Below are 22,034 nucleotides of genomic sequence, written 5' to 3' on the forward strand. Positions count from 1 at the left end.
GACTGATTCGAATCGTGTATCAAACAATACGTAATTTGGTTTGGACCAGCAACGATCTGCGTTCCTAGGATCAGCCCATCCCCCGCCCAGGAGCGTTTGTCCGATGAGCAGCAGATACACCCCGTCCGAAATGGCCCAGGCGCTTGGCGCCGGGTTGCTGTCGTTTCCGGTCACCCATTTCGATGCCGAGCTGGCGTTCGACGAGCCGGCCTATCGCACCAACCTGGACTGGCTGTCCTCGCATCCGGCGGCCGGGTTGTTTGCTGCCGGCGGCACCGGCGAGCTGTTTTCGCTGAGCCTGGAGGAGGTCAACCGCGCCGTACGTGCCGCGGTGAGCCAGACCGCCGGGCGCATGCCGGTGATTGCGCCGGCCGGCTACGGCACCGCGATCGCCATCGAGATGGCGCAGGCCGCCGAACGCAACGACGCCGACGGCATCCTGCTATTTCCGCCATACCTGACCGAGTGCGATGCCGACGGCGTGGCCGAGCATGTCGAGCGCGTCTGCAAGGCGACCAAGCTGGGCGTGATCGTCTATGGCCGCGCCAACGCCAGGCTCGACGATGTAACCCTGGCGCGCGTGGCCGAACGCTGCCCCAACCTGGTGGGCTACAAGGACGGCATCGGCGATGTGGATCGCATGACCCGCATCTATGCGCGGCTGGGCGACCGGCTGCTGTACGTGGGCGGCTTGCCGACGGCCGAAACCTTCGCGCTGCCGTATCTGGAAATGGGCGTCACCACCTATTCGTCGGCCATCTTCAACTTCCTCCCCGAGTGGGCGCTGGCGTTCTACGCGGCGGTGCGCGCGCGCGACCACGCCACCATCTACCGCGAGCTCAACGACTTCGTGCTGCCGTACACGGTGCTGCGCAATCGCCGCGCCGGCTATGCGGTATCCATCGTCAAGGCCGGCATGCGCGCGGTGGGCCGCCCGGCCGGCCCGGTGCGCACGCCATTGGCCGACCTCACCGAGGACGAATTCGCCCAGCTCAAGCAACTGATCGGAGGGCGCCGCTGATGCATGCCATCCAGGGTGAATCGTTGATCGGCCAGCGCAGCGTGCCCGGTGCCGGTACGGTGTTTCAGGGGCTGGATGCGGCCAGTGGCCAAGCGCTGCAGCCGGTGTTCGCCTCGGCCAGCGCACAGGACCTGGAGCAGGCCTGCGCGCTGGCGCACGCGGCGTTCGATCCTTACCGCGACACCTCGCTGGAAGTGCGCGCCGGCTTTCTGGAGACCATCGCCGAACAGATCCTGGCACTGGGCGATGCGCTGATCGAACGTGCCATGCGCGAGAGTGGGCTGCCGCGTGCACGGCTGGAAGGCGAGCGCGCACGCACCGTGGGCCAGCTGCGGCTGTTCGCCAACGTGGTGCGCGAAGGCAGCTGGCTGCAGGCGCGCATCGACCCCGCCATGCCACAGCGCACGCCGCTGCCGCGTGCGGATCTGCGCCAGCGTCATATCGCGCTGGGGCCGGTGGCGGTGTTCGGTGCCAGCAACTTCCCGCTGGCGTTCTCGGTGGCCGGCGGCGATACCGCCTCCGCCCTGGCGGCCGGTTGCCCGGTCGTGGTGAAAGCGCATGGCGCCCATCCTGGCACGTCCGAGCTGGTGGGCCGCGCGATCCAGGCGGCGGTGGCGCAGTGCGGTCTGCCCGAAGGGGTGTTCTCGCTGCTGTTCGACGCCGGCATCGAGATCGGCGCGCAGCTGGTGGCCGATGCACGCATCAAGGCCGTGGGCTTCACTGGCTCGCGTGCCGGCGGCATGGCCTTGATGCAGATCGCCTCTGCACGCCGCGAGCCGATTCCGGTGTATGCGGAAATGAGCGCGATCAACCCGGTCTATCTGTTGCCGCATGCGCTCCAAGCGCGCGCGCCGGCACTGGGCAAGGCGTTCGTGGGCTCGCTCACCCTGGGCGCGGGACAGTTCTGCACCAACCCCGGCCTGCTGCTGGCGATCGATTCGCCAGCGCTGGATGCCTTCATCGCCTCGGCAACGCAGGCGCTGCAGGAGGTGGCGCCGGCGGCGATGCTCACCGCCGGCATCGGCCAGGCATATGCGCAAGGCGTGCAACGCCTGGCTGCGCATCCGCAGGTCGCCACCCTGGCACGTGGCGCGGCGGCAGACACCGGGCGTTGCCCGGCGGCGTTGTTCGGCACCGATGCCGATGCCTTCCTGGCCGATGAAGCGCTGCAGGCCGAAGTGTTCGGTGCCTCCTCGCTGCTGGTGCGTTGCAAGGACATCGCCCAGTTGCGTGCATTGAGCGAGGCGCTGGAAGGCCAGCTCACCGCCACCTTGCAGATGGACGAGGGCGACACCGCGCTGGCGGCGGCATTGCTGCCGGTGCTCGAGCGCAAGGCCGGCCGCATCCTGGTCAACGATTGGCCCACCGGCGTGGAGGTCTGCCACGCCATGGTGCACGGCGGCCCGTTCCCGGCCACCTCCGATAGCCGCAGCACCTCGGTGGGCACGCTGGCGATCGATCGTTTCCTTCGCCCGGTCTGCTACCAGGACCTGCCGGCCGCGCTGCTGCCGGCGGCGGTGGCGCATGGCAATCCGCTGGGCCTGTGGCGGCGCGTGGATGGCGCCTTGGGCCACGACTGACCGAGCCGTTCGCAACGTTGCCTGAGGCGTGCCGGAGGAGGGTCCGGCATGCCAACCGCAGGCCCATTTGGAATACCGAAGCGCAGTGCGCTTCCATCGTCATAGGTGAGGAACGATGATGGCTATCGATTCAAAAACGGTCGGTTCAACGACAGTCGGCGCACCGACGGTTCCGCGCAGGCGGTATCTGATCCTGTTGATGCTGTTCGTGGTGACCACGATCAACTATGCCGATCGCGCCACCTTGTCCATCGCCGGTTCTGCGGTCCAGGATGCACTGGGCATCGACGCGCTGCAGATGGGCTTCATCTTCTCCGCGTTCGGCTGGGCCTATGTGGCCGGGCAGATTCCCGGCGGCTGGTTGCTCGATCGCTTCGGGTCGCGCCGCGTGTATGGCCTGTCGCTGCTGATCTGGTCGCTGTTCACCGCGTTGCAGGGCTTCATCGGCTGGGTGCCGGTGGCCTGGGCGGTGACCACGCTGTTCGTGCTGCGCTTTCTGGTGGGCATTGCCGAAGCGCCGTCGTTCCCCGGCAACAGCCGCATCGTGGCGGCCTGGTTTCCCACCGCCGAGCGCGGCCTGGCCGCGTCCATCTTCAATTCCGCGCAGTACTTCGCCACGGTGGCGTTTGCGCCGCTGATGGGCTGGCTGGTGCATGCCTGGGGCTGGGAGCATGTGTTCCTGGTGATGGGCGGGGTGGGCATCCTGCTGGCATTGGTATGGCGCAAGACCATCTATGCCCCACGCGAACATCCGCGCCTGAGTGCGCAGGAGCTGGACTACATCCAGCGCAACGGCGCACTGGTGGACATGGAGCAGGGCGCCAAGCCCGGCAGCCAGCCCAAGGGCACGCAGTGGCATTACGCCAAGCAGTTGCTGTGCAATCGCATGCTGCTGGGCGTGTATATCGGCCAGTACTGCATCACCACGCTGACCTATTTTTTCCTGACCTGGTTCCCGGTGTACCTGGTCAAGGAACGCGGCATGTCGATCCTGGAGGCGGGCTTCGTGGCCTCGTTGCCGGCGGTGTGCGGCTTCGTCGGCGGCGTGTTGGGTGGCTATGTGTCCGACCGCATGGTGCGGCGCGGGTATTCGCTCACTGCCGCGCGCAAGACGCCAATTGTGGTGGGCATGCTGATGTCGGTGACGATGATCGGCTGCAACTACGTGCAGGCCGAATGGATGGTCGTGGGGCTGATGGCACTGGCCTTCTTCGGCAAGGGCATCGGGGCCCTGGGCTGGGCAGTGGTGGCCGATACCTCGCCCAAGGAAATCGCCGGCCTGTCCGGTGGCCTGTTCAACACCTTCGGCAACATCGCCGGCATCACCACGCCAATTGTCATTGGCTACATCGTGTCCACCACCGGCACCTTCGAGTGGGCGCTGGTCTTCGTCGGGTTCAATGCCCTGCTGGCGGTGGTGTCCTATCTGTTCGTGGTCGGGCAAATCAAGCGCGTGGAACTGAAGGCCCCTCCGGGTGGCCCGGCCGCGCCCATGCCCGCATCGCGTTGACCGTCTTCGGAGAGCCTTGATGAACATCCATACTTCTGCTGCAGGCATCGGCGCCACGCCGCGCATCACCGACATCCGCGTGGTGCCGGTGGCCGGCCAGGACAGCATGCTGCTCAACCTCAGTGGCGCGCACGCGCCGTACTTCACCCGCAATGTCTTGGTGCTGCGCGATTCGTCCGGGCGCACCGGCGTGGGCGAGGTGCCGGGCGGCGAGGCCATCGCCGGCCTGTTGAACGAGGCGGCCGCGCTGATTCGCGACCGTTCCATCGCCGACTACCAGCGCATCCTCAATCAGGTGCGCACCGCCTTCGCCGACCGCGACAGCGCCGGACGCGGCCTGCAGACCTTCGATCTGCGCATCACCATCCATGCGGTGACCGCCATCGAAGCGGCACTGCTGGACCTGCTCGGGCAGTTCCTGGACCAACCGGTGGCCGCGCTGCTCGGCGAAGGCCAGCAACGCGATGCGGTGGACGTGTTGGGCTACCTGTTCTTCATCGGCGAGCGCCGCAAGACCGGGCTCGACTACCGCGACGGCAGCGCTGCCACCGATGCCTGGGAGGCCGTGCGCGACCAGGAGGCACTGACGCCGTCCGCGGTGGTGCGGCTGGCCGAAGCGGCCTACGCCAGATACGGTTTCCGCGATTTCAAGCTCAAGGGCGGCGTGTTGCGCGGCGAGGACGAGATCGAGGCGATCCATGCGCTGCATGCGCGCTTTCCGCAGGCGCGCATCACCCTGGACCCCAACGGGGCGTGGTCGCTGGCACAGGCCATCGCGCTGTGTCGCGACATGCATGGCGTGATGGCCTATGCCGAGGACCCGTGCGGAGCCGAGCAGGGCTATTCCGGCCGCGAGGTCATGGCCGAATTCCGTCGCGCCACCGGCCTGCCGACGGCCACCAACATGATCGCCACCGACTGGCGCCAGATGGGCCACGCCATCCAGCTGCAGTCGGTGGATATCCCGCTGGCCGACCCGCATTTCTGGACGCTGCAAGGCTCGGTGCGGGTGGCGCAACTGTGCCGCGACTGGGGCCTGACCTGGGGTTCGCATTCCAACAACCATTTCGATATTTCGCTCGCCATGTTCACCCATGTGGCCGCCGCCGCACCGGGGCAGGTGACGGCGATCGATACGCACTGGATCTGGCAGGACGGCCAACGCCTGACCCGCACGCCGCTGCAGATCCAAGGCGGCCAGATCCAGGTGCCGGCAAAGCCCGGTCTGGGCGTGGAGCTGGACATGGATGCGCTGGAAGCGGCGCATCGCACCTACCAGCGTCTGAGCCTGGGCGCGCGCGACGATGCCGCCGCCATGCAGGCGCTGATCCCCAACTGGACCTTCGACAACAAGCGGCCCTGCCTGGTGCGCTGAAGCGCCTCGATGCACTGCTGCCGATGCACCGGCAGCAGCGCATGACCGCCAGTTCACCGCAGTTGGAGAACCGAGCAATGAAAAGCGTGATGGCAATCAGCGGCGTTGCGCTGCTGGCGGTCGGCGTGGCCGGGCGTGCGCGTGCGCAACAGCCCGATGAGGGATTCTGGAATGGCGCCACGGCCGAGGTCACCGCACTCAATTTCTATTACAACCGCGACTTCCGCAGCGGCCAAGGGCAGGGCAAGCGGGCCGAATGGGCGCAAGGCTTCGTGATCGATGCCAGGAGCGGCTATACCCGCGGCTCCGTCGGCGCGGGACTGGACCTGCTGGGTATCGGCGATTTCAAGCTCGATGGCGTGCGTGCCGAAGGCGGCACCGGCCTGCTGCCCAACAACGACGACGGCACCGCGCAGCATGCATTGGTGCGGGTGGCACCGACGCTCAAGCTGCGCGCCTCGCAGACCGAATTGAAATGGGGCAGCTTCATTCCCAATGAGCCGCTGGTGCGCGCCAGCATCACCCGCATCATGCCGGAGACGTTTCAGGGCGTGACCCTGGAATCCAAGGATGTGCCCAAGCTCGACCTGCTGCTCGCCCGCTTCACCAGTGCCTGGTATCGCGACGGCGATTCGCGCGTGCCGATCACCCTGACCAACAAGAACCGTCGCTTTCTCGGGACGCCGGATTCGGATGCGTTCAATCTGGTCTCGGCGACCTATACGCTGGCCCCGACTACCCAGCTGCGTTATCAGGGCGCGTTGATGGAAGACATCTACCGCCAGCAGCTGTACAACCTGATCCAGACCCAGATGTTCGGCAAGGACCGTCTGCGCGTGGATCTGCGCTATTTCCGCACCGACGATGTCGGCCAGTCGCGCGCCGGCCCGATCGACAACCGCATGTTCAGCAGCATGGTGTCCTGGCGCACCGGTGGTCATGAATTCGGTGCCGGCTATCAGAAGCTGTCCGGACCCAGCGCCATGCCATGGCCCGGCGGCACCGACGGCAACGTCTTCAACTGGACCTTCATCAACGACTTCCTCGAACGCGGCGAGCGCAGCTGGCAGCTGCGTTACAGCATCGATGGCGACAGCATCGGCATTCCCGGCCTCAGCGTCATGGCGCGCTACATCAGCGGCGACAATGCACGGCCGGCGACATATGCCGGCGAAGGCCGCGAATGGGCGCGCGACGTGCTGACCACCTATCAGTTCCAGAGCGAGCGCTTCAAGCATCTGAGCCTGATCTGGTTCAACGGCACCTTTCGCTCCAACTACCAGCGCAATGTCGATGAAAACCGCTTGATCCTGCAGTACCGGCGCCAGTTCGACAGCCCCGACCGGTAATGCATTCAATCCCATGTTCTGCAAGGTAGCCCCGTGATGTCCGCAACCCAGCACGCCATGCCCTGGCTCAGCATCCGCGCCCATGCGCGCGACAACGTCGCCATTGTCGTCAACGATGGCGGTGCGCCTGCCGGCGCCACTTTTCCGGATGGGGTGAGCGCCATCGAGCACATTCCGCAGGGCCACAAGATGGCGCTGCTGGACCTGCCTGCCGGCGCGCCGGTGATCCGCCTGGGCGCGGTGATCGGCACCGCCAATGCCGCCATCGCGCGTGGCGCCTGGGTCAGCGAGCAGCTGCTGGCGATGCCCGAGGCCCCCGAACTGGCCACGCTGGATCTGGCGCTGCACCCGGCACCTACGCCCGAGCCGCTGCAGGGCTACACCTTCCAGGGTTACCGCAACCGCGATGGCAGCGTGGGCACGCGCAATATCCTGGGCATCATGACCAGCGTGCAGTGCGTGGTGGGCGTGCTCGGGCACGCGGTGGAACGCATTCGCGCCGAGTTGCTGCCCAGGTACCCGCATGTCGACGATGTGGTGGCGATCAATCACGTCTACGGCTGCGGCGTGGCGATCACCGCGCCGGAGGCCATCATTCCCATCCGCACGCTGCGCAATATCGCGCGCAGCCCCAACTTCGGCGGGCAGGCGCTGATCGTCGGCCTGGGCTGCGAGAAGCTTGCGCCGGAGCGCCTGTTGCCCGACGACGCCAGCGACGACGACAGCGGCGTGTATCGCCTGCAGCAAGCCAGCCTGGGCTTTGCCGACATGGTGGGCTCGATCATGGCCATGGCCGAGGAACGCCTGCGCCATCTGGACCTGCGCCGCCGCGAAACCGTGCCGGCCAGCGAACTGGTGGTGGGCATGCAATGCGGCGGCAGCGACGCGTTTTCCGGCGTCACCGCCAACCCGGGCCTGGGCGTGGCCGCCGACCTGCTGGTGCGTGCCGGCGCCACGGTGATGTTTTCGGAAAACACCGAAGTGCGCGACGGCATCCATCTGCTGGTGCCACGCGCGGCCAATGCGGACGTGGCCAAGGCGCTGGTCCGCGAGATGGCCTGGTACGACGCCTATCTGGCGCGCGGGCAGGCCGATCGCAGCGCCAACACCACCCCGGGCAACAAGAAGGGTGGGCTGGCCAATATCGTGGAGAAGGCGATGGGCTCGATCGCCAAGTCCGGCTCCTCGGCGATCAACGGCGTGGTGCCACCCGGCGAGCGCGTCAAGGGGCGCGGCTTGCAGTACTGCGCCACACCGGCCAGCGATTTTGTCTGCGGCACGCTGCAGGTGGCTGCGGGCATGAACCTGCATGTGTTCACCACCGGCCGCGGCACCCCGTATGGCCTGGGCATGGTGCCGGTGATCAAGGTGGCCACCCGCAGCGAGCTGGCGCAGCGCTGGTCCGACCTGATGGACATCGACGCCGGCGGCGTGGCCACCGGTGCCAAGACGCTGGAGCAATTGGGCTGGGAGCTGTTCCAGCGCTACCTGGACGTGGCCAGCGGCCAACCCACCTGGACCGAGCGGCATCGCCTGCACAACGATCTGGCCTTGTTCAACCCGGCGCCGATCACCTAGTTTGGCGCTCTCTCACGCGAGAAGGCGCGCCTGCCTTCTCCCCTCGGGACATTGTCCTCCTTCATGGGGGAGAGAGTGCCCCGGAGCGGCGAATGAGGGGACGGGCGAAGCCTCACGCACTACGTCACACAGCGTCCAACAGCGCACACCGACCGCCGCACCGAAGCCATCGCGGGCAGGCGAAAGCCAGCAGCAACTGACACCACGGCGACACAGCCAATCCACCGGGCAACGCGGTGTACCGCCACCACCGAGGCCAGCGTGCCGTCACCGCGCATTCGCCCGTCCACGGCATGCGCCGATACAATGCGCGCTCGTTTTCAGTGTTGACGGAGTTCCCATGTCCCAGATCATCCATACCGATCAGGCGCCTGCCGCCATCGGTCCGTACTCCCAGGCCGTGCGTGCCGGCAACACCGTGTATTTCTCCGGCCAGATTCCGCTGGACCCGGCCACCGGCGAGATCGTGCCCGGCGATATCGGCGCGCAGGCGCGCCGCGCGTTCGACAACCTCAAGGCGGTGGCCGAAGCGGCCGGCGGCTCGCTCGACAAGATCGTGCGGCTGGGCCTGTACCTGACCGACCTGGGCCAGTTCGCCGCCGTCAACGCGGTGATGCAGGAGTATTTCCAGGCCCCGTTCCCGGCCCGCTCCACCATCGAGGTCTCCGGCCTGCCCAAGGGCGCCGGCTTCGAAGTCGATGCGGTGATGGTGCTCGACTGATCCCGTCCGGCTGATCGGTCCCGATCCGTCGTGCCGCGCGCACCCGTCGCAACGCCCAGTCTGGCCGTCGCCGGCCAGGCGGCGCTGTCCAGCCTGCCCGGCGTCGGCCCCAAGGTGGCCGAGAAGTTCGCCGCGCGCGGCATCGTGAGCGTGCAGGATCTGTGGCTGCACCTGCCGCTGCGCTATGAAGACCGCACCCGCCTGACCACCATCGCGCAGCTGCAAAGCGGCGTGCCGGCGCAGATCGAAGGGCGGGTGGATGCAGTGGAGCGCGGCTTCCGCTTCCGCCCGGTGTTGCGCGTGGCAGTCTCGGACGATTCGCACGGCAGCGTGGTGCTGCGCTTCTTCCATTTCCGCGCTGCGCAGGTGGCGCAGTTCGCCGTCGGCACGCGCGTGCGGGTGTTCGGCACGCCCAAGCCCGGCCAGCACGGCTGGGAGATCGTGCACCCCAGCTACCGGGTGCTTGCGCCGGGCGAGGACGCCGGCTTGGGCGACAGCCTGGACCCGGTCTATCCGGTGCTCGAAGGCGTCGGCCCGGCCACGTTGCGCAAGCTCATCGGCCAGGCGCTGGAGCGGCTGCCGCCGGAGGCTGCACTGGAATTGCTGCCCCCGCATTGGCTGCAGGACCAGCAGCTGCCCTCGCTGCGCGCGGCCTTGCTGACCATGCATCGCCCGCCGGTCGGCACCGATCCGCAGCAGCTGCTTGCGGGCGGGCATCCGGCCCAGCAGCGTCTGGCGCTGGAAGAATTGCTGGCGCATCAACTCAGCCTGCGCCGCCAGCGCATCGCCCTGCAGCGTTTCCGTGCCCCGCAATTGCGCGGCGGCCGCCTGGTGCAGCAACTGCGCAAGGCATTGCCGTTCCAGCTCACCGGCGCGCAGCAGCGCGTGTTCGAGCAGATTGCGCACGACCTCGCGCAAGCCTCGCCGATGCTGCGGCTGGTGCAGGGCGATGTCGGCAGCGGCAAGACCGTGGTGGCTGCCCTGGCGGCGATGCTGGCGGTGGAGCAGGGCAAGCAGGTGGCCCTGGCCGCGCCCACCGAGCTGCTGGCCGAGCAACACCTGAGCAACCTGCGCGGTTGGCTGGAGCCGTTGGGCATCCGCATCGTCTGGCTGGCCGGCAAGGTCACCGGCAAGGCGCGCGCCGCAGCCATGGCCGAGGTCGCCTCCGGCCAGGCGCAGGTGGTGGTCGGCACGCATGCCCTGATGCAGGAGGCGGTGGTCTTCCACGACCTGGCGCTGGCCATCATCGACGAGCAGCACCGCTTCGGCGTGCACCAGCGCCTGGCGTTGCGCGACAAGGGCGCGGCGGCCGGCAGCGTGCCGCACCAGCTGGTGATGACCGCCACCCCGATCCCGCGCACGCTGGCGATGTCCACCTATGCGGATCTGGACGTCTCGGCCATCGACGAACTGCCACCCGGCCGCACCCCGGTGCAGACCATCGTGCTGAGCGCCGAACGCCGCCCGGAGTTGGTCGAACGCATCCGCGCCGCCTGTGCCGAAGGCCGCCAGGCCTACTGGGTGTGCACGCTGATCGAGGAAAGCGAAGAACCCGAAAAAGGCGCGCCGAGCGGGCCGCCACGCATCGAGGCGCAGGCCGCGCAGGTCACCTATGAGGCCTTGTCGGCGCAGTTGCCCGGCGTGCGCGTCGCGCTGGTACACGGGCGCATGAAGCCGGCCGAGAAGCAGCAGGCCATGCTCGACTTCAAGCAGGGCCGCAGCGACCTGCTGGTGGCCACCACCGTGATCGAAGTCGGCGTGGACGTGCCCAATGCCTCGCTGATGATCATCGAGAACGCCGAGCGCCTGGGCCTTGCCCAGTTGCATCAGCTGCGTGGCCGGGTCGGCCGTGGCGCGGCGGCGTCCAGTTGCGTGCTGCTGTACCAGGGGCCGCTGTCGCTGATGGCGCGCCAGCGCCTGGAAACCATGCGCCAGACCAACGATGGCTTCGTGATCGCGGAGAAGGATCTGGAACTGCGTGGGCCGGGCGAGTTGCTGGGCACGCGCCAGACCGGCCTGGCCAGTTTCCGCATCGCCGACCTGGCCCGCGACGCCGGCCTGCTACCGCGCGTGCAGGTGCTGGCCGAGCGCCTGCTGGCCGAGGCGCCGGAGATCGCCGACCGCGTGGTGGCGCGCTGGATCGGTGGCGCGGTGCGGTATGCGGCCGCTTGAGCGGCGGGGATTGGGGAGTCGGGATTGGGGATTGGTCAAAGCGGGGTTGCTGCGACCTGGACGTCCCCGGAATTCGCGCGGCTCGCCGATCCTTGCGAAGATGCCGCAACGAATCCCGAATGCCCAATCCCGAATCCCATGACAAAAAGAATACCGCTGCTGATCGATACCGACCCGGGCGTGGACGACGCGCTGGCGTTGCTGATGGCCTTCAACGACAGCCGCCACGAGGTGGTCGGGCTGACCATCGCGGCCGGCAACGTGGGCCTGGAGCACACCGTGCGCAATGCCTTGAAGGTCTGCGAGATCGCCGGCCGCGACGATGTGCCGGTGTACGCCGGTTGCCCGCAGCCGCTGCTGCACCCCTCGGTGGATGCGGCGCACGTGCACGGCATCGATGGCTTCGGTGATGTGGGTCTGGCACCGGCCAAGCGCACTGCCGAGGCCGAGCATGCGGCGCTCGCCATCCTGCGCCTGTCGCACGCACACGCCGGCGAGCTGTTGCTGGTGGCGCTCGGCCCGCTGACCAATCTTGCGCTGGCGCTGACCCTGGACCCGACCCTGCCACAGCGCGTGGCGCGACTGGTGGTGATGGGCGGGGCACTGACCGGGCACGGCAACATCACTCCGGCGGCCGAATTCAACATCGGCTTCGACCCGGAGGCGGCGCACATCGTGTTCCGCGGCTTTCCGACCTTCGATGTGGCCGATTGGGAAGCCACCATCGCGCACGGCCTGCTGCACCGGGACGTGGAGCAGTGGCTGGCCGCCGATTCGGCCCGCGCCCGCTTCTACGAGGAAATCTCGCGCAAGACCCGGCTCTGGTCCGAGGACAGCCGCGGCGAGTACTGGTATGCGGCCGATGCGCTGGCGATGGCGTTCGCCCTGCATCCGGAGGGCGAACGGCGCCTGGAGCAGCGCCCGGTGCATATCGAACTGACCGGCACCCACACCCGCGGCATGACCCTGGTGGACTGGAACCGGCAGGGCGGCGCGCCCGACAATTGCAACCTGTTGCTGGAGTACGACCGCCAGCGGTTCTATGGGCTGGTCGGCGCGGCGCTGGCGGCCGGCTAGGGCGATCTTGCGCCGGCTGCCTGCAGGCCGCTATAATGCCCGGCTTATCCAGGCAGCCCGGCGCCAAGTCCATGAAAGAGAACGTGCATCCCAACTACAAAGACGTCGTCTTTCACGACGTGACCTCGGATTTCAAGATCCTGACCCGTTCCACCATGAGCTCGAAAGAGACCGTGAAGTGGGAAGACGGCCAGGAATATCCGCTGATCAAGGTGGAAATCTCATCCGCATCGCACCCGTTCTATACCGGCAAGCACAAGGTGATCGACACCGGCGGCCGGATCGACAAGTTCCAGAAGCGCTACGCGCGCTGAGCTTGCAGGACGGGCTGTACCGGCAGCGGCCGCGCATTGCGCGGCCGTTGTCTTTTGGGGCGTGCCCCGCCCCCGTTGCTTCGCTTGCCGCCCAACGGCCGGCATCTACGACTTCTGTCCAAGCGACGGGCAAAATGCTGCTGTGCGATAATGACGTGATCCGAGGCGACGCCTTGGACTTCCATCACGTGCCTGCCCATGTGGGATCAGGCGCCTTCCACTGAAGGAGCGTACACAGTGTCCGATCTTGATCAGGTCACGCTCAACGCCGGCGACACGTCGGTCGTTCTGCCGGTTCTCAAGCCCACGCTGGGCAATGACTGCGTCGATATTTCCAAGCTGACCAAAGAAACCGGTCTGTTCACCTATGACTCGGGCTTCACCGCCACCGCCAGCTGCAAGTCGGCCATCACCTACATCGATGGCGACAATGGCGTGCTGCTGTATCGCGGTTACCCGATCGAGCAGCTGGCCGAGAAGTCCAGCTTCCTGGAAGTGTCGTACCTGCTGATGAACGGCGAACTGCCGACCGCGGACGAGTTCAAGAAGTTCGACCACGAAGTGACGCATCACACGATGATGCACGAGTCGTTGAAGAACTTCCTCGGCGGTTTCCGCCACGATGCGCACCCGATGGCCATGCTGGCCGGCTCGGTCGCCTCGCTGTCGGCGTTCTATCACGACACCCTGGACCTCAACGATCCGGAACAGCGCCGTCAGGCCGCCATCCGCCTGATTGCCAAGGTGCCGACCCTGGCAGCTGCTGCGTACCGGTACTCGATCGGCTGGCCGATCCGCTATCCGCGCAACAACCTGAACTACGTCGACCGCTTCCTGCACATGATGTTCGAAGTGCCGAGCGAGCCGCTGGAGATCAACCCGGTCGTGGCCAAGGCGCTGGACCTGCTGTTCATCCTGCACGCCGACCACGAGCAGAACGCCTCGACCTCGACCGTGCGTCTGGTCGGTTCCACCGGCGCCAACCCGTACGCATCGGTCGCTGCCGGCATCACCGCACTGTGGGGCCCGGCCCACGGCGGCGCCAACGAGGCGGTGCTGAAGATGCTCGAAGAGATCGGCACCGCCGATAACGTCGAGTCGGCCGTGGCCAAGGCCAAGGACAAGAACTCCTCGTTCCGCCTGATGGGCTTCGGTCACCGCGTCTACAAGAACTTCGACCCGCGTGCCAAGATCATCCGCGAGATGACCCACAAGGTGCTGGGCGAGCTGGGCGTCAACGACCCGCTGCTGGAAGTGGCGCTGAAGCTGGAAGAGGCCGCGCTGAAGGACGACTACTTCGTGCAGCGCAAGCTGTACCCGAACGTCGACTTCTACTCGGGCATCATCTATAAGGCGCTCAATATCCCGGTGGAAATGTTCACCGTGATGTTCGCCATCGCCCGCACCGCAGGCTGGGTGTCGCATTGGCTGGAGCAGCAGGTCGACCCGGAAATGAAGATCGGCCGTCCGCGCCAGATCTACACCGGCTACGACAAGCGCGACTACACCGACAGCGCCAAGCGCTGATCGCGCCACGCGTGTGTTCGTAAACGAGCGCCCCGCATTGCGGGGCGTTTTTGTTGTTGCCTGATGCGCTTATCAGAGCGGCGCGCTTGCAGGAAGCGGATGGCGCCAGCTCCTCGGAGCACTCAGCAAGTTGGAGGGAGGGCATGCACGAAGCCGATGCTACCTGCCAAACCTTGCGGGTCGGCCCATGCCCAGCTTGAGCTGAGAACAATCGTTTGATTGCCCTAAAGCTCTGCCGGTGCCTGAATCTTGGCAATCAACGCTTGGTCGGCGGCATCGTACATGGATGCAATCCCGTCCAGGTCGAGCATATAGAAGTGTCCGCGGTTGGTGAGGAAGTGCCAGGCGAGCACCTGGTTGCCGTTATATCTATGGCTTGGATCTCCGGCAGTGATGCGGTCCAGCGTGTGTCCGCCTTCCTCGCATAGGCGGTCAATCAACTTCATATAGCGCGGTTGGTTCTTTCGTGCCAGATCGATTCGTGCCTGGCGTTCTGCAGCGGGGACTGTGCTTGCAAGACGTTCTATTTCCTGCTTTAACCGGTCCGGCGGTAATGCCAGCAGTCGTGGGTGATGGCGCAGCCATGCCGAATTCAAGTCGATCAGGTTTTCCTTGCGCTCCAGATCGTAGAAGGCGCTGTCACGCTGACTCAGGGAACGTTGCACTGACCTTCCCTCCCCATACGGGTCCTGCATAAAGATTTCCAGGTCCTGCTCGCCAAGGCGCATGAAGTCGGCGTGGTTTTCGGCGTACAACGCTGCGTGCCTTGGGGCGCCCATCGCTTCCAGGCCTCTCGCGACAAATTGCATGACCTTGGAGTTATGGTTGGAGTTCAATAGGAACTGTGCAAAACCGCCATTGTTTACCTGCGCCAGATAAAAATCGACGTAGTAGCTGCATAAAGCATTTTCTGAAATTTCGTCTTCGCGCATGTAGTTGCCAATCAAGGCATTGACAACGTCAATATTCGACTGGATCAGTTCATACGGGTCCGAGGCATCAAGACTCACGCGTGAGACGATAATGGTGTCAGATTTCATGCGGGCACGTTGATTTTCTAAATGGGCCAGTCCAGGATGATTCCATCGCGATGGGACATCGGCGTCAAGACTTTACGGTCTCAGCCCGGCAGTGGGTGTCCGCCCATGCCGGAAGGCACGCGGCACTCTCTGAGCGCGGCGTGGCTGTCGGCGGGTGGGCGGTTGCGCATGACTGCAACTGCCCAGTTACCGCTTTGCGAGATGTGATCTGGATTCGTGGGCGGGCGGCAGCTCTGCCAGCAGCTGCCGCAACTGCGCCGCCGACGCACGCGGCATCGGCTTTTCGTCCAGTTGCGAGAGCGGGGCCTGGCGCAGGGCGTCGTAGGGCAGCACGGTCAGGTCGAAGGTCAGGTCTTCGGCACCGAACAGCCACACCGGAAACTCGCCGTTGCGCTCGCGGTCCAGCCGCAGGCGGCGGGTGCGCGCTTCGGCAGGGATGCGGTGTTCCTCCAGAAAGCGCTGTACCGCGTCCGCATCGTCGCTGTGCAGCTGCAGCTGCACGGGCGCATTCGCATCAGCGGTGCCCTCCAGCACCGGGCCGGTCAGCCGTGGCTGGAACGGGCTGAGGAAATCCAGCGCCCGCAACGCGGCCTCGCGGCGCTGGCGCAATCGTGTCGTGTGGTCGGGGCCGGCGAACAGGCGTTGGTATTGGCGCAAGGCATCTTCGATCTCGCGGTTGCGTGGCAACGAGGCATCGTCATGGATGCCGAGCCGGCTGGCGGCCTTGAGCTTGGCCTGGTGGAAATCGCGGATACCGCCTTCGGCCATCAATCTGGCGGCCTCATGGGCGAGCCGATGACGGCGTTCCCGGGTGCGCGTATCGGCGTGCTGGCGTGCGTGATGCATGACCGGGCTCCCCTGATGAACCTGGGTTCGACTCTACAACAGCCACATGAAGACATGGCGAATGTGTCGCGCCATGTTGGAGCGACGGCGTCGTACTTTCGATTCGGCTCCATCCGGCAATCAGCCGCAAGCGGCAACTGCCGGGCCGCATCGCTGCACTACCTCACCCGCCCAAGAAAAAAGGGAACCGGAGCAGCTCCGCTGTTCCGATTCCCCATTCCCGAATCCCGAATCCCGAATCCCAGCCCTTAAAAAATATCGAACGCCTTCTCGTCCTGCTGTTCCTGCAGGCCGTAGTCGTAATCCTGCAGGCGATCCAGGTCCTCGTTCTTCACCCACTCGACCGCGCCATTGATCGTGGCCTGGGTCATGCCCTCGGGCGGATCGTTGGCGGCGATCGGCTTGTCCTTCAGCGCCACGCGCATGTAGTCGATCCAGATCGGCAAGGCCGCCTTGCCGCCGTACTCGCGATAGCCCAGCGAGCGGAAGTCGTCGCGGCCGACCCACACGGTGGTGGCGTACGGGCCGCCGAAGCCGGAGAACCAGGCATCGCGGTGGTCGTTGGTCGAGCCGGTCTTGCCGCCCACGTCCTCGCGGCCCAGCACCTTGGCAGCGGTGCCGGTGCCGCGCTGGACCACGTCGCGCATCATCGACACCAACTGGTAGGCGGTGCGCTCGTCGATGGCGCGCGGCGCAATCTTGGTTTCCGCCGTCGCCACAGGTGCTGTTTCCGCCGCTGCCGGGGGGGCGTTGTCGGCGGGCGCGGCCGAGGCCGGCGGCGTGGCCGGTGCCTGTGCGCCGAAATTGAAGCCATCCACCACCTGGCTGACCGGTGCCGCGGTGCCACCCTGCGTGGCACAGGTGCGGCAGGCCACGGCCGGCACTTCCTTGAAGATGACCTTGCCGTCGCGGTCCTTGACCTCATCCACGATCCAAGTGTCCACGCGCGAGCCCCCATTGGCGAACACCGCGTAGCCACGCGCCACCGACAGCGGCGTCAGCGACGCGGTGCCCAGCGACATCGACAGGTTGGGCGGCAGCTCGGCTTCCTGGAACCCGAACTGGCTGATGTATTTACGCGCAAAATCGACGCCGATCGCATCCAGCAGGCGCACCGACACCAGGTTGCGCGACTGCACCAGCGCCTCGCGCAGCCGCATCGGGCCGCGGAAGCCGCCGCCATCGTTCTGCGGCGACCAGGTCTTGCCGCGGCGGTCGCGGAACACCACCGGCGCATCCAACACGATCGAGGCCGGGTTGAAGCCTTTCTCGAAGGCGGCGGCATACACGAACGGCTTGAAGCTGGAGCCCGGCTGGCGGCGTGCCTGGGTGGCGCGGTTGAACTTGTTGCCGGCAAAGCTGAAACCGCCGACCAGGGCCCGCAAGGCGCCGCTGTTGGCGTCCAGCGACACCAGCGCCGCCTGGCCGCGCGGCAGCTGGTCGATGACCCACTCGCCATCCTTCTCGCCGGCACGGATGCGGGTCAGATCGCCGCGGGTCAGCAGTTTGGCCGGGGTCTTGCTGGTCCAGCGGCTGGCCGAGGCGGGCAGGGTGAGTTCGGTCTTGTCGTGCTGCACGACGGTGATGCCGCCATCGGGATTGGTGCGCGCCACGATCACCGGCCGCAGCCCGCCCTGGGTGGAGACGCCGGACAGGTGCTTGGCCAGCGCGGCGGCATCGGCGTCGGCGGCCACGTCGAAATGCTGCTCCACCCCATGCCAGCCATGCCGGTGGTCGTACAGGCGCAGACCATCGTTGATTGCCGCATCTGCGCCGGTCTGCAAGGTCGCATCGATGGTGGTCGTGACGTGGTAGCCCTTGTTGAGCACGTCGCCGCCGTACTTGGCGATCATCTCCTGGCGTACCAGCTCGGCCACGTACGGGGCGTAGACCTCCACCGGCGGCTCGTGCGGCTTGGCATGCATCGGCACCGCCTTGGCGGCATCTGCCTCGGCCTGAGTGACGAAGCCCAGCTCGGCCATGCGCTGCAGCACGTAATAGTCGCGCCGTTCGCGCGCGCGCTCGGGGTTGCTGATCGGATTGCCGCTGGACGGGAACTTGGGGATGCCGGCCAGCGATGCCATCTCGTCCAGGCTCAGCTCGCCCAGCTTCTTGCCGAAGTAATACTCGGCCGCGGCGCCGATACCGTAGGCGCGATTGCCGAAGAAGCTCTTGTTGAGATACAGCTCGAAGATCTCGTCCTTGCTCAGCTCGCTTTCGATCTTGCGCGCCAGCAGGATCTCGGCCAGCTTGCGGGTGTAGCTGTATTCGGAGCTCAGGAAGAACTGCCGCGCCACCTGCTGGGTAATGGTGGAGCCGCCCGGGACCCGCTTGGCATCGGTGGTGGCCAGCAGCCAGATCGCGCGGCCGATGCCCTTGTAGTCCACCCCCCCGTGTTCGTAGAAGCGCGCGTCCTCGGTGGCCAGGAAGGCCTGCTTCAGGCGCAGCGGAACCTCCTTCATCTGGACCGGGTAGCGCCGGGTCTCGCCATAGACGGCCATCAGGCGACCGTCGCTGGAATAGACGTACATGGGCTCCTGCAGTTCGACCTGCTTGAGCGACTGTACGTCCGGCAACTTCGAGGAAATGGCGTAGTACAGGCCGCCGGCAGCAATGGCGCCGAGCAGTGCGAGCACAACGAGCGTGGCCAGGATCCAGCCCAGCCAACGGCGAATACGGGGCATGTAAGAGAGATTCCGATTGCAGATTTCTTGGTCACAGAGTATAGATGACGCCGAGTTTGGCTGGGGCCGAACTCTGGGGATCGCAGAAGACAGCACTGGGGTCACGTTCGCGGGGTCATTGCCTTGCGCGTGGAGGGCTTGTCAACTGTTAAAATTTGATTATTAATACGAGGGCGCATCAGCGTCCAAGTGCCCATCGGCAGGGGAGTTTCCGTGGGGCTTCTACCCAAGAGTCAATCGCCACTTATCGGTGTCGATATCAGTTCCACTGCGGTCAAGCTCTTGCAGCTGTCGCGCAGCGGGAATCGTTTTCGCGTGGAACACTACGCGGTGGAACCGTTGCCGCCGAACGCGGTGGTGGAAAAGAACATCGTCGAAGTGGAGGCGGTGGGCGAAGCCATTCGTCGCGCCATCAACCGCTCCGGCAGCAAGGCCAAGAGCGCGGCTGCGGCCGTGGCCGGCTCGGCGGTGATCACCAAGTTGATCCCGATGCCGGCCGATCTGGACGAGAGCGATCTGGAAGCCCAGGTCGAGCTGGAAGCCACCAATTACATTCCGTACCCGATCGAGGAAGTGAATCTCGATTTCGAGGTCCTCGGCCCGATGCCCAACAGCCCGGACATGGTCCAGGTGCTGCTGGCCGCCTCGCGCTCGGAGAACGTGGAGCTGCGCCAGTCGGCGCTGGAACTGGGCGGGCTGACTGCCAAGGTGATGGACGTGGAGGCCTTCGCGGTCGAAAACGCCTTTGCCCTGGTGGCCAGCGAACTGCCGGTGGCCGCCGATGCGGTGGTCGCGCTGGTCGACATCGGCGCCACCATGACCACGCTGAGCGTGCTGCGCTCCGGCCGAAGCCTGTATAGCCGCGAGCAGGTCTTCGGCGGCAAGCAGCTGACCGACGAAGTGATGCGCCGCTATGGCCTGACCTACGAAGAGGCTGGCCTGGCCAAGCGTCAGGGTGGGTTGCCGGAAAGCTACGAGGTCGAGGTGCTGGAGCCGTTCAAGGAGGCGACGGTGCAGCAGATCAGCCGCCTGTTGCAGTTCTTCTACGCCGGCAGCGAGTTCAATCGCGTGGACTGCATCGTGCTCGCCGGCGGTTGCGCCGCATTGGCGCGGTTGCCGGAAATGGTCGAAGAACAACTGGGCGTGACCACCGTGGTGGCCAACCCGCTCGCACAGATGACGCTGGGGCCGAAGGTCCAGGCCCACGCACTGGCGCTGGATGCGCCCGCCCTGATGATCGCCACCGGCCTGGCCCTGAGGAGCTTTGACTGATGGCAAGAATCAACCTATTGCCCTGGCGCGCCGAGCGCCGGAAGGCGCGCGAGCGTGAGTTCTATTCGATGCTGGGCTTCGCCGCCTTGGGCGGCGTGCTGTTGTCGGCATTGATCTGGTTCTACTACGACGCGCAGATCAGCGGGCAGACCGAGCGCAATGCGTTCCTGACCACCGAGATCGAGAAGGTCAAGGCGCAGAACGAAGAGATCAAGGAACTCGACAAGAAGAAGGACCGCCTGCTGGCCCGCAAGAAGGTCATCGAGGAACTGCAGGCCAACCGCTCGCAGATGGTGCACCTGTTCGATTCGCTGGTGCGCACCATTCCCGATGGCGTGGCGCTGACCAACATCAAGCAGGACGGCGACATCCTGACCCTGGAAGGCCGCTCGCAATCCAATGCGCGCGTCAGTGCGTACATGCGCAACCTGGAAGGCTCGGGCTGGATGACCAATCCGGACCTGTCGATCATCGAGGCCAAGAGCCAGGACAAGGCCGGCGGTCAACCGGTGACCTCGGCGATGGACACCAAGACCCTGCCGTACGTGTTCACGTTGAAGGTCAAGCTGGCCAATCCGAACGAGGCCGACAAGAACGGCGCTGCGCCGGTCGACGGGCAGGCACCGGCGGCACCGGGCGCGACGCCTGCGGGCGCTGCACCGGCACCTGCCGCGACGCCAGCCACGCCGGCGCCGGCCACGCCTGCACCCGCACAAGCGGCACCGGCGCAAGCCACTCGGCCGCAGGAGGGGGCGGCGTCATGAGTAAGAAATCATTCAAGCTCAGCGATCTGGATTTCAACAACATCGGCGGCTGGCCGCAGCAGGCACGCATCGTGTTCTGCGTGGTCGTGGGCCTGTTCATCATGGTCCTGGCCTGGTTCCTGCTGATCAGCGGCAAGCGTGACGAGCTCGAAGGCCTGGAAGGCACCGAGTCGCAGCTGCGCACCGAGTTCGAGACCCAGCAGGGCCGTGCGGTCAATCTGGAGCCGCTCAAGCAGCAGCTCGCGCAGATGGAGCAGGTGCTGCAGCAGATGCTGCGTCAGCTGCCCAGCAAGACCGAAATGCCCGACCTGATCATCGACATCTCGCAGACCGCATTGTCCAGCGGCCTGTCCAACGAGCTGTTCCAGCCGGGTCCGGAGTCGCCGAAGGAGTTCTACGCCGAGAAGCCGATCGCCCTGCGCATGGTGGGCAGCTACCACCAGTTCGGTGCCTTCGTCAGCGGCGTGGCCTCGCTGCCGCGCGTGGTGATCCTGACCATGCACGACATCAACCTCAAGCCCAAGGACGCCAAGGCCGGCATCACCCCGCGCGGCGCGCTGGAACTGTCCGGCACGGTCAAGACCTATCGTTATCTGGACGATGAGGAAATGGCCGAGCAGGAGAAGGCGGCGGCCGACGCTGCGAAGAAGGGCGGCCAATGACCATGAAATTGCTCAAGATCCTGTCCTGCGTGGCGCTAATTGCTGTATTGCCGGCCTGCAGCCGCGGCATTACCAGCACCCCGGGCGATGCGCCGAATCTGGAAGCCTGGGTGGCCGAAGTGCGCGCGCGTCCTGCGCCGCCGCTGGAGCCGTTGCCGGTGATGCAGCAGTTCGAGACGTTCGAATACGCAGCGCAGACCATGCGCGACCCGTTCAGCGATGCCTGGGTCAGCGCGGAAGGCGGCAACGGCACCCGACCGGATCCGAACCGGCGCAAGGAGCCTTTGGAGGCCTTCCCGCTCGACGCTCTCGACATGGTGGGGACCATCGGGGGTGGGTCGGGCCTGATCGCACTGGTCATGGCGCCCGACAAGGTGACCTACCGGGTGCGACCGGGTGTGTATCTGGGACAGAGCGATGGCCGGGTGACCGGGGTCTACGAAGACCGCATCGAGCTGATTGAACTTGTGCCGGACGGTGCGGGTGGATGGCTTGAACGGCCGGCCGCACTCGCATTGGATGATCAATAAAGTGATAGGGGA

The 22,034-nt window shown here is 66.0% G+C and carries 18 protein-coding genes; 15 read left to right on the plus strand and 3 right to left on the minus strand.

The annotated features are described in order from the left end of the window. Positions 1-103 precede the first annotated feature (103 nt). The 11 genes from kdgD (at position 104) to ACCQ05_RS04920 (ending at position 14,224) form a co-directional block, all read left to right on the plus strand. On the plus strand, positions 104-1,021 hold the full coding sequence (gene kdgD / locus ACCQ05_RS04870; protein WP_372393080.1) for a 5-dehydro-4-deoxyglucarate dehydratase: 918 nt from the start codon (positions 104-106) through the stop codon (positions 1,019-1,021). Further along, positions 1,021-2,601 carry an aldehyde dehydrogenase (NADP(+)) gene (locus ACCQ05_RS04875; RefSeq protein WP_372393081.1) on the plus strand — a complete coding sequence of 527 codons (1,581 nt, stop codon included), beginning with the start codon at positions 1,021-1,023 and terminating at the stop codon, positions 2,599-2,601. Before kdgD ends, ACCQ05_RS04875 begins: the two co-directional genes overlap by 1 nt. 115 nt (positions 2,602-2,716) lie before the next feature. Further along, on the plus strand, positions 2,717-4,111 hold the full coding sequence (locus tag ACCQ05_RS04880; RefSeq protein WP_372393082.1) for an MFS transporter: 1,395 nt from the start codon (positions 2,717-2,719) through the stop codon (positions 4,109-4,111). A 19-nt stretch (positions 4,112-4,130) separates the two neighbouring features. Beyond that, positions 4,131-5,486: a glucarate dehydratase gene (gene gudD, locus ACCQ05_RS04885; RefSeq protein WP_372393083.1), complete on the plus strand. Its 1,356-nt coding sequence runs from the start codon at positions 4,131-4,133 to the stop codon at positions 5,484-5,486. Between the two features lie 77 nt (positions 5,487-5,563). Then, positions 5,564-6,835, plus strand: coding sequence for an OprD family porin (locus ACCQ05_RS04890; protein WP_372393084.1), 1,272 nt, complete (start codon positions 5,564-5,566; stop codon positions 6,833-6,835). A 36-nt stretch (positions 6,836-6,871) separates the two neighbouring features. Next, entirely contained in the window at positions 6,872-8,413 is a 1,542-nt protein-coding gene (garD, locus tag ACCQ05_RS04895; protein ID WP_372393085.1) for a galactarate dehydratase, read from the plus strand. Between the two features lie 340 nt (positions 8,414-8,753). Beyond that, positions 8,754-9,134: a RidA family protein gene (locus ACCQ05_RS04900; protein ID WP_011038342.1), complete on the plus strand. Its 381-nt coding sequence runs from the start codon at positions 8,754-8,756 to the stop codon at positions 9,132-9,134. Positions 9,135-9,164: 30 nt separating this feature from the next. Continuing rightward, positions 9,165-11,306 carry an ATP-dependent DNA helicase RecG gene (gene recG / locus ACCQ05_RS04905; protein ID WP_372393086.1) on the plus strand — a complete coding sequence of 714 codons (2,142 nt, stop codon included), beginning with the start codon at positions 9,165-9,167 and terminating at the stop codon, positions 11,304-11,306. A gap of 138 nt (positions 11,307-11,444) precedes the next feature. Continuing rightward, positions 11,445-12,383 carry a nucleoside hydrolase gene (locus tag ACCQ05_RS04910; RefSeq protein ID WP_372393087.1) on the plus strand — a complete coding sequence of 313 codons (939 nt, stop codon included), beginning with the start codon at positions 11,445-11,447 and terminating at the stop codon, positions 12,381-12,383. A 71-nt stretch (positions 12,384-12,454) separates the two neighbouring features. Next, positions 12,455-12,697, plus strand: coding sequence for a type B 50S ribosomal protein L31 (locus ACCQ05_RS04915; protein WP_104539990.1), 243 nt, complete (start codon positions 12,455-12,457; stop codon positions 12,695-12,697). 237 nt (positions 12,698-12,934) lie between these two features. Beyond that, entirely contained in the window at positions 12,935-14,224 is a 1,290-nt protein-coding gene (locus ACCQ05_RS04920; protein ID WP_104539991.1) for a citrate synthase, read from the plus strand. 224 nt (positions 14,225-14,448) lie between these two features. On the opposite strand, the gene ACCQ05_RS04925 is transcribed toward ACCQ05_RS04920, so the two are convergent. The 3 genes from ACCQ05_RS04925 to ACCQ05_RS04935 form a co-directional block, all read right to left on the minus strand. Beyond that, on the minus strand, positions 14,449-15,264 hold the full coding sequence (locus ACCQ05_RS04925) for a DMP19 family protein (protein ID WP_372393088.1): 816 nt from the start codon (positions 15,262-15,264) through the stop codon (positions 14,449-14,451). 186 nt (positions 15,265-15,450) lie between these two features. After that, a complete protein-coding gene (locus ACCQ05_RS04930) occupies positions 15,451-16,110 on the minus strand; it encodes a hypothetical protein (RefSeq protein ID WP_372393089.1) in 660 nt (219 codons plus the stop codon). A 248-nt stretch (positions 16,111-16,358) separates the two neighbouring features. Further along, the gene (locus tag ACCQ05_RS04935) at positions 16,359-18,794 is read right to left on the minus strand and encodes a penicillin-binding protein 1A (RefSeq protein WP_506191538.1); all 2,436 of its coding nucleotides are present in this window, start codon (positions 18,792-18,794) and stop codon (positions 16,359-16,361) included. A gap of 213 nt (positions 18,795-19,007) precedes the next feature. Here ACCQ05_RS04935 and ACCQ05_RS04940 point away from each other — a divergent pair, with 213 nt between their 5' ends. From ACCQ05_RS04940 to ACCQ05_RS04955, 4 genes are read left to right on the plus strand one after another with little or no spacing between them, the layout of a single operon-like run. Continuing rightward, positions 19,008-20,066, plus strand: a complete 1,059-nt coding sequence (locus ACCQ05_RS04940) for a pilus assembly protein PilM (RefSeq protein WP_104539994.1) — start codon at positions 19,008-19,010, stop codon at positions 20,064-20,066. After that, positions 20,066-20,830 (plus strand): PilN domain-containing protein, encoded by a 765-nt coding sequence (locus tag ACCQ05_RS04945; protein ID WP_372393090.1) that lies wholly within the window; start codon positions 20,066-20,068, stop codon positions 20,828-20,830. Before ACCQ05_RS04940 ends, ACCQ05_RS04945 begins: the two co-directional genes overlap by 1 nt. Beyond that, positions 20,827-21,492 carry a type IV pilus inner membrane component PilO gene (locus ACCQ05_RS04950; RefSeq protein WP_029220527.1) on the plus strand — a complete coding sequence of 222 codons (666 nt, stop codon included), beginning with the start codon at positions 20,827-20,829 and terminating at the stop codon, positions 21,490-21,492. Before ACCQ05_RS04945 ends, ACCQ05_RS04950 begins: the two co-directional genes overlap by 4 nt. Next, on the plus strand, positions 21,489-22,022 hold the full coding sequence (locus ACCQ05_RS04955; protein WP_064510516.1) for a pilus assembly protein PilP: 534 nt from the start codon (positions 21,489-21,491) through the stop codon (positions 22,020-22,022). Before ACCQ05_RS04950 ends, ACCQ05_RS04955 begins: the two co-directional genes overlap by 4 nt. Positions 22,023-22,034 lie beyond the last annotated feature (12 nt).

The organism is Xanthomonas sp. NCPPB 3582 (genome assembly GCF_041475735.2).
GTDB classification, from domain to species: Bacteria; Pseudomonadota; Gammaproteobacteria; order Xanthomonadales; family Xanthomonadaceae; genus Xanthomonas; species Xanthomonas codiaei.